Origin of the sequence: Candidatus Magnetobacterium casense (assembly GCF_019173545.1) — a bacterium.
GTDB classification, from domain to species: domain Bacteria; phylum Nitrospirota; class Thermodesulfovibrionia; order Thermodesulfovibrionales; family Magnetobacteriaceae; genus Magnetobacterium; species Magnetobacterium cryptolimnobacter.
The window spans coordinates 1-5,845 of the sequence record NZ_JABXWD010000223.1 but is presented as its reverse complement, the minus strand read 5'-3'; the positions used below and the strand labels follow the sequence as shown (position 1 = coordinate 5,845).

The 5,845-nt window shown below is 52.1% G+C and carries 6 protein-coding genes; 3 read left to right on the top strand and 3 right to left on the bottom strand.

Features of this window, described 5'->3' with window-relative positions; genetic code table 11:
* Positions 1 to 287: 287 nt before the first annotated feature.
* A complete protein-coding gene (gene gspG / locus HWQ67_RS11775) occupies positions 288 to 791 on the top strand; it encodes a type II secretion system major pseudopilin GspG (protein WP_218252887.1) in 504 nt (167 codons plus the stop codon).
* Position 792: 1 nt separating this feature from the next.
* On the top strand, positions 793 to 1,257 hold the full coding sequence (locus HWQ67_RS11770; RefSeq protein WP_218252886.1) for a pilus assembly FimT family protein: 465 nt from the start codon (positions 793 to 795) through the stop codon (positions 1,255 to 1,257).
* A gap of 401 nt (positions 1,258 to 1,658) precedes the next feature.
* Here the strand turns inward: HWQ67_RS11770 and nrfD are convergent, their stop codons facing one another.
* Genes nrfD through HWQ67_RS11755 form a run of 3 tightly spaced genes read right to left on the bottom strand, consistent with a single transcriptional unit; the run spans position 1,659 to position 3,510 of the window.
* Positions 1,659 to 2,639 (bottom strand): NrfD/PsrC family molybdoenzyme membrane anchor subunit, encoded by a 981-nt coding sequence (gene nrfD / locus HWQ67_RS11765; protein WP_218252885.1) that lies wholly within the window; start codon positions 2,637 to 2,639, stop codon positions 1,659 to 1,661.
* On the bottom strand, positions 2,636 to 2,872 hold the full coding sequence (locus HWQ67_RS11760) for a hypothetical protein (RefSeq protein WP_218252884.1): 237 nt from the start codon (positions 2,870 to 2,872) through the stop codon (positions 2,636 to 2,638). The genes nrfD and HWQ67_RS11760 overlap by 4 nt, the downstream gene beginning before the upstream one ends.
* A complete protein-coding gene (locus HWQ67_RS11755; RefSeq protein WP_218252883.1) occupies positions 2,869 to 3,510 on the bottom strand; it encodes a TorD/DmsD family molecular chaperone in 642 nt (213 codons plus the stop codon). Before HWQ67_RS11755 ends, HWQ67_RS11760 begins: the two co-directional genes overlap by 4 nt.
* 124 nt (positions 3,511 to 3,634) lie before the next feature.
* Between HWQ67_RS11755 and HWQ67_RS11750 the strand changes: the two genes are divergently transcribed.
* The coding region (locus HWQ67_RS11750) for a DUF4011 domain-containing protein (protein ID WP_218252882.1) at positions 3,635 to 5,845 on the top strand (2,211 nt) is incomplete at its 3' end.

Here is a 5,845-nt window from a genome sequence, read left to right as displayed (position 1 = left end):
AACATTACAGTTGATTGATGAACCGTCAAATACGCCTAAACCTAAGAAATTAACACTAAAAGACTTGGAGGTACTGGAGGTATCATGCTTAACTTAACACCTATGGGCTCCGCCCCCCTTCAGAACCCCCCGCAAGGGGACCAGTCCCCTTGACCCCGTAAAATGCCATTATCTTGTATTTAATCCAATCGAAACGTGCTATAATCGATATTATAGCCAATGTAAAAAAATTTAAACTAAGGAGAAACAAATGAAGATACTATTTCACGTATGCGGGGTGCTCGGAAATGCATAAGTACCCTTATGTTCATCTGATTAAGCGCTTAAGGGGGTCAGAGTCCGGAAAGGCCGCTCCGGCGTCTTTTTCTTCAGGGTTTACGCTTCTTGAAGTTATCGTGGTGGTATTCATCTTGAGTCTGCTTGCGGCGGTTGTTGCCCCTCGCATTATCGGCAGGACGGACGACGCCAGGATTACAGAGGCAAAGGTGCAGATCAGAAATCTTGAAACCGCCCTGAAGCTCTTCAAGCTCGACAACGGCTTTTATCCCTCCACCGATCAGGGTATCGATGCCCTCGTCACCAAGCCACAAACCGGCAAATTACCAGGTAAGTACAGGGATGGTGGTTACATGGAACAAAAGAAAATCCCGCTCGACCCCTGGGGCAATCACTACGTCTACATCAGCCCCGGACTGCACGGCGATTACGACCTGTTTTCCTACGGCTCCGATGGCCAGGAAGGCGGCGAGGGAAAGAACAAGGATATACAGAGCTGGGACATAGAACACTAGAGTGAACACCAGGGGCTTTACGTTCTTAGAGCTTGCGGTCGTTCTGTTTATCGTGAGCGTGCTTGCGGCGTTGACCTATCCCGCACTTAGGATGTCAGGCCGTTCTGCGGTGGCAGAGGCCGGACGCTTTGCAAGCACCCTGCGTTACCTCAACGACACCGCCATAAATACAAAGGTGTTGTACGAACTCACCATAGACCTCGACTCTAAACAACTGCGCTACAAATTGCCGGAGGGGCAGCGTGAGATAACCCTTGAGCATCTCGACAGGGTATACGTAAGTTCCAGCGGTGATGTCAGAGACGGTCAGTTGCTGTTGCCATTTGGCAGCATGGGGTTGGAAGAGATACTCAAGGCTTATTTCACAAAAGACAGCGAAACTATTATCGTCTCCTACGACCCCTACAGTCGGCGTGTACGAGTGCAAGGGCAGCAGGAGCAAAACTTACATGACACCGATAACTGACACGTTCTGTCACACACGTGGCAAAATATGTCACCGGAGGCAAGGATTATTTTCAGGATACAGTCTGTTTTGCTTGCATGTCTGTCGGGCACGATAAATGCAACATGACATAGCGAACGGTTTTTAACCGCTCAAACCCATCCCTAACAGTAATTACGGGGCCAGGGTAACAGATTGCAATGCTGTCTTACTCATGTAAAATGTTACTCTGGCCCCGGCACTTTTTTCCCCTGCATAAATAATCGAGCATAAACATGTATAACATCACCAGCCTTATGGGGTCAAGGGGACTGGTCCCCTTGCGGGGGGTTCTGAAGGGGGGCGGAGCCGCCCCTTTCTTTCTTTAATTGGGTGAATTACGTTATAGCTACTTATGCTCTTCTGCATAGTTGCCAATCAGTTCAGAAGCCGACCACCAGGTTTGCCGTTGTCAACTGCCCGGCGTAGACGACGACATAGCGCAACATGTATCCCCCCAGCAGTACACACAGTTCTGCCGTTACGACACTCCAGAGGGGATGTTGCCTGTGGTTGTGCCCTAGTAGTTGTGGCAGCAGTTGACGCATGACGTGTGTCAGGGGGATGGCCATACCAAGGACAACCACGCCAAACCAGAAGTGAAACCTCAACTGACCGCTCATCACAACATCCAATGCCGCCCCTGCCCCTTCGGTAGAGGTGTACAGCCCAACCAGGAAAAACGTCACCACAATGGTCAGCACAAGCAACAGCACGAAATCGATACAGTGCATGAAAAACGCATTGACACACAGGTCATCGTCCTCCGGATGCCCGAGGTACAACCCCAGGGTTATGACAGCCACCGCATCAATCACGGCTGAGACCAGAAACACAATCGGTATCATCGGAGAGTTCCAGAAAGGACGAGCCGCAAGCGTGCATATCAGCACCCCCGTATAGGTGGCCACCCCCAGGGACAGTACAACCCCTATGTAGCGTATAAACCGCTGAACCGTCCTGTGGGTGACAAAGCCCCTGAGTCTCAGGGGGTCACGCACCTCAGACAACCACGGGTAGAGGTACAGCACACTTACAATCGTGAAAAACAGGATCAGCCAGGCGCCAATTGACATCACGGAGGTACCCTCAAACGTGACAAACAGCCTCCAGCACAACCACGGCCTCTCAAGGTCAAAGACCAACGCCAGTATCCCGACACTTATGGGGAAAGGCGCCACATATGCCCCAACCCTGACGATCCTGTTGTACTTTTCAGCATTGATGGCACCGGCCACAATGGATAGCAACAACGCCCCCGCACTGATCCCTGCGGCAAAGAGATAGAACGCTATTATGTAGTTCCAGTATATCTTTTCCACGACCTCTTTACCCTCCGACCGGGGGGTGACAACTAACTTCAACCATGGGCCAACTTAGGGGCCGCATCTACGCCAGTGGCCTTTGAGGCATCCTTGAACTCAACGGTCTTGGCCACATGCAGGGGGATTGCCTGTGGTGGGTTCTGCGTACTGGTCATCTGCCAGAGTTGCCCGTAGGAGTCCTGCCGAGCGCCTGCCTCCTGGGTTTTTGTGTGGTTGCAGGAGATAACAAACACCTGCATGGCTAACATCATCAACGCTGCAAGTTTCTTCATCGTAACTCCATTTGTGAGGTCTTGTGGTACAAGAACACATTCATTGATTTTATAACGCAATAGTAGAAACGGCAGAGGCCTATCTCCCTGCCCCGCTCAAGCAGCTCGTCTGTCCAATTGAGGTGGTCGCCGATAAACTGAATGGCCATCTCTTGGGTGTAGTTTTCGTACAGGAAGGCCAGAAAGTCCAGCTCCAGCACCAGGTGGTCCGGCCTGCCGTTAAACTCGCTGCCGTACTCAAGCCCAAAGTGCCTGTACAACTCAAGCATGTGCAGTGCCGGTTCGCCCATCAGATATCCCCTCGCACCCGACATCGACGCAGGACATTGGGGGTCCTCACTCCAGCTCTTGTATACGGACTCTGCCAGACATAGTGTGGTTGCCCTGCCATCTTCAAAACATCTGTCGTATTGTTCCAACATCTGTGGCAGATTATAATTGCCCTCCCGAAACACCGTCAGGTCAACGTCGCCTTGCATGAACTCAAGTGCCTCATACACAGCCCCGGAGTCAAGCGCATCAATCAACTCCACATCAGGCCTGCTTAACAACATCGCCAGAATCCGACACGTCAAAGAATCATTCGCCGTATCCGTAAGCTCATTCATCAAAGAATTGCTGGTATCCATTGCCGCCATATTATATCTACTGTAGCAAAACAAACTACCCAATTTCAACTACTCTCAGACCAGGGTACACATTTAACGGCAACTTGCAACCTTGTCAAACAGCCTGCGGACATGCTACTATTTACAGATAAAGATGTCTCAAGATAGAAACATTATACAAAACACCCTGCAGGACATGCGCAAGCACCTGCTTGATTTATCGTCCCGGAACCGATTACTCAAGTACCAGCACTCCAAACGTCACAGCATCCGGTTTGTGGATAAACCAAACCTCGACGTGCTCTTTGATCAGCTCGTCAATAACAGGAAAAGCATCCCGATAAGATGCCTGCCAAGACCCCAGGCCTATGAGGGACAGAGACCCGAAGTTGAGCAGTACGCCCAATCTGTCGGTATCGACACGGATTTTGACTTCGATGTCTCCTGCTGCTCTGACGTAAAAACCGGCGACAACACAGAGGTCCGGGCGCTGTTGTACCCCGAGGAGCTTGATGCCATTTGCAAGGGTATCAGGACAAAGGCTCAGAGCGCACTTGAGGAAACCGGCACCAATATGCTCTACCTCATCTTTGGCTTCCTCGAATTCTACGAAAGCGACACCAGCAACAAACCCATGAATGCCCCTCTGTTGGCAGTGCCTGTCTCTCTGCAAAGGGGGAGCATCGACAACACCACCAGGTGCTATCAGTACAGCCTTGCCTACTCCGGTGAAGACGTAAATGAAAACTATACGTTGCGCGAAAAGCTCCAGCAAGACCTGACGTTTCACCTGCCAATGTATTACGAGGAGGACCTTCCCGGGGCCTATTTTAATGAGATCAGGGATGCCATCAGGGGGATGAAGCGTTGGAGTGTCAGGTGTCAACTGACCCTTGGTTTTATCTCTTTTGCCAGGATGATAATCTGGGATGACATAGACCCGCAAAAACACCCCGAAATCTTAGACCATGAGATAGTCAAAAATGTTTTGTCAGGGTGCGGAAGCTCCGGCGATTCTCTGAGTCTGTTTGCCGAAGATTACGAAATAGACAAGCATCCACAATCCGATCTGCCGCTGATCTACGACGCCGACTCCTCACAACACAGCGCCATCATAGATGTCCTCTCCGGTAGAAACACAGTCATCAACGGCCCCCCCGGCACCGGAAAGTCCCAGACCATTACAAACATCATCGCAATGGCACTGAGACAAGGAAAAACGGTACTGTTTGTATCCGAAAAGCTGGCCGCCCTGGAAGTCGTAAGTCGTCGCCTGGGGCAGGCACAACTGGGACACTTCTGCCTTGAACTACACAGTGCAGCCACCAATAAGCAAAAGATACTCAAAGACATCGAGGCCCGCCTCAACACAAAGTTTCAACAACCACAACAGCTACAGACAAAGATAAACGCACTCATCCAACACAAGAACACCCTCAACAGACACGCCGCACTGATGAACCGTGTTGTCGGTAACAACCTGGGTCTATCGGTGCATGATGCGTTTTGGCGCCTGGAGCGTTTCAGGCGTTGCGTCGGTGACCTGTCGGATTGCGTTGCACACATGTCCATGCCGGAGGCCACCGCGTGGTCACCGGAGGAGCTCAACGGTCGCCGCCGCAGCCTTGAAAACCTGGGTCGATTGTTTAAGGAGATCGGCAGGTTTGATTGGGGGCATCCGTGGTGGGGGTTTTCACCGGGGCTGCTTATCTCCGGCGATGATGCCATGATCGGGAGGGACATCGCCGAAACCATTGCCCTGGCTCAGAGGCTTTCGGAGCTGGTGAGGCAATATCAGGGATTCATCGGCGCCCCCGAAACGCCCGACATCAAGGCAATGGAAACAACCCGGACGCTCATCGATGCAATACCGCAACCACCGCAAAACTGCATCGGTTTACTCCTGCCGGGATTCTTCCCCGAAAACGACGCCCACGGGCAAGATAGCCGCAGGGTGCTGCAAGAGGTCTGCTCCGAGGTGTTGCGCTCCAGGGCGTTGCTGCAACATGCCGATAATGACCTGCTACCGGGTGGTGACATCGATATTGAGCGAACTACGCAGATACTGAACAGGGGGGAAGAAACCCTCAGCCCCCAAGCCATGACGCAAGACCTCAATTGGCTCCGGCTGCGGGTCAGCAATGCCGCCACATGCCTGCAGTCCTTCACGGGAGCCATGACTACACCCGTTGCCTGTGATGCCCCGGCACAAAACACCGCAGAAGAAATCGACAGCCTCATTGCCGCCGTTGCACCCCTGGAGGTCTCAGACATCCCAATCAAGACCCTCAACCGTGAGGCACAGGCCATCCTGAGAGAGCTGGATACGTTGACCACCGTCTTTGCAACTATAGAGGATATCGCC

Bases quoted from the DNA above. Each gene is read 5' to 3' on its own strand.
- gspG (WP_218252887.1), top strand. From the start codon at position 288: ATGCATAAGTACCCTTATGTTCATCTGATTAAGCGCTTAAGGGGGTCA.
- HWQ67_RS11755 (WP_218252883.1), bottom strand. From the start codon at position 3,510: ATGGCGGCAATGGATACCAGCAATTCTTTGATGAATGAGCTTACGGAT.
- HWQ67_RS11760 (WP_218252884.1), bottom strand. From the start codon at position 2,872: ATGAAGAAACTTGCAGCGTTGATGATGTTAGCCATGCAGGTGTTTGTT.